Consider the following 1,960-nt stretch of genomic DNA (forward strand, 5'->3'; position numbering starts at 1 on the left):
TTTTTTCTTTAACTTTTTCTTTAAAGCTTGCTATTTTACCGGGTAACTGTTTAACATATAATATAACTTTATCTAAAAATGCTTTTGCCTTTTGATTGGCTATTGTAACCCATTGACCTAATTTTGTCCTTGCAACATTGACCATTTTACCCAACCAATTCCATGCACGCGGTATATATACAGTAAATAAATTAATAATCATTTGCCACCCTTTGCTAAACATTGCCGGTATTTTAACAACAAAGAAATCAATTATTATTTGGTTTAGTCTTTGACCTAAATAAATCATTCTGCCAATGACATAACCTATAAAATACGGTAACGTATTAGTAAAAAATTCTAATAATTTTCCCGGTATTGATTTTACAAAATCTAATATACTATTCCATACTGTCATAGCATTTAATTTTAATCTATTCCAAAATTCGCCTAACCATACTAAAAAATTATTCCATAACATTTTTAAATTTTCCGGAATAGCTTTTATAAAATTCCATATTGCGGTCCATATATTAACAGTAAATGTTTTTATTTCTTCCCATTTCCATATTATTAAAGCTATTAAACCAACTATGGCAACGCCTATTAAAACCGGCGCGCTTACTATAGCACCTACAACACTGGCTATAACACCACCGACACTTGATAAAACACCACCTAAAGCAGTTACGCCACCAGCTAATACACCACCTTCGGCAAATAATCCCGCGACTGTTATAGCAACACCGGCTATAGTTCCTAATACTGATATAACTGTGCCACCTATAGCTACTATTTTCGTTAATATTGGATTCGCTTTTCCAAATTCAACTAATTTTAAAATAACTTTACTTGCAACGCCTAATAATTTACTTAATATTGGCGCTAATTCAGCACCTATTAAATTTTTTGCTTCTTCAAATTCACGTGTTACTTGTTCCATTGTTTTGCCTTGTTCTTTTATAAGTCCATTCGCTTCGTCTAAAGTTCCGTTGTAATCACCTAAAGCGTTGGTATTGTCGGTCATAGCTTGTAAACCTTTTAATCCAACTTCTTCCCATAAAGTACCAAAAACCGCCGTTGCGCTGTTTGCCTGTTCTGTTTTATTATCCATTTCAGACAAACCCGAAACAATTTCTTTCATTGCTTCACCAGTTGTTAAACTTCCGTCGGCAACACTTTCCATCATATCTTTGGCTTTTTTACCACTTCCTAAAATTTTTGTCAATGCTTCTTCGCCGGCGTCGCCACCTTCTGTTAATAATATATTAGCTTCCTTTATTGCGTCGGCTACTGTGTCGTAATCCCTTGCACCCGCTTGTGCGCCTTTAATTAAAATGTTTGCCATTTCTTCGGCACTAAAACCGGCTTCTGCAAATCTTGCGGAATATTCGTTTATAGTATCTAGTAAATCATCTGCCCTATCACCGGCAACCTGTGACACTTTAGCTATCAAATCCATACTTTCAGTACCATCAATACCCATGTTTTTCATTAATGAACCGGTAGCCTTTAAAGTATCATTTATATCATAATCATAAATATCGTTTAATTGAAAAGCTTTTTCCGTCAATGCTTGTGTTTCTTCTGCCGTTGTTCCTAGTTCACGACTAAAATCAGAAAAGGCTTGTGTTACTTGTTCTAAGTCGTCCCCATATCCTTTTAAATAACTATCTTTTATACTATCTTGAAAACTTTCAAGTTCTTTTCCTGTTTTTCCTGTTTGCGCGCCAAATTTATTTAAAGTTTTTTCGCTTTCTTCAAAACCGTCCGCCATGTCTAACAACGCACTTGTAACAATACCGCCCGCAGTAGCAAGACCGCCACCAATTAATAAACCACTTTCACCGATTGCGCTTGCGTTTTCTGATACACTATTTTGCAATTCATTCATACTATTTTTTATATTATCCGCAGAACTTTTTATACTGTCTTGAGCTTTTTTTGCATTGTTTATAAAATCTTTTATTGTCAATTCTAG

1 protein-coding gene is annotated in these 1,960 nt (G+C 34.5%); it reads right to left on the bottom strand.

From position 1 onward, the window contains the following. On the bottom strand, positions 1-1,960 hold a 1,960-nt coding region (locus VLM92_RS16590), incomplete at both ends, for a phage tail tape measure protein (protein WP_325277432.1).

Origin of the sequence: Romboutsia sp., from assembly GCF_035470145.1 — a bacterium.
In the GTDB taxonomy this organism is placed as follows: domain Bacteria; phylum Bacillota; class Clostridia; order Peptostreptococcales; family Peptostreptococcaceae; genus Romboutsia_D.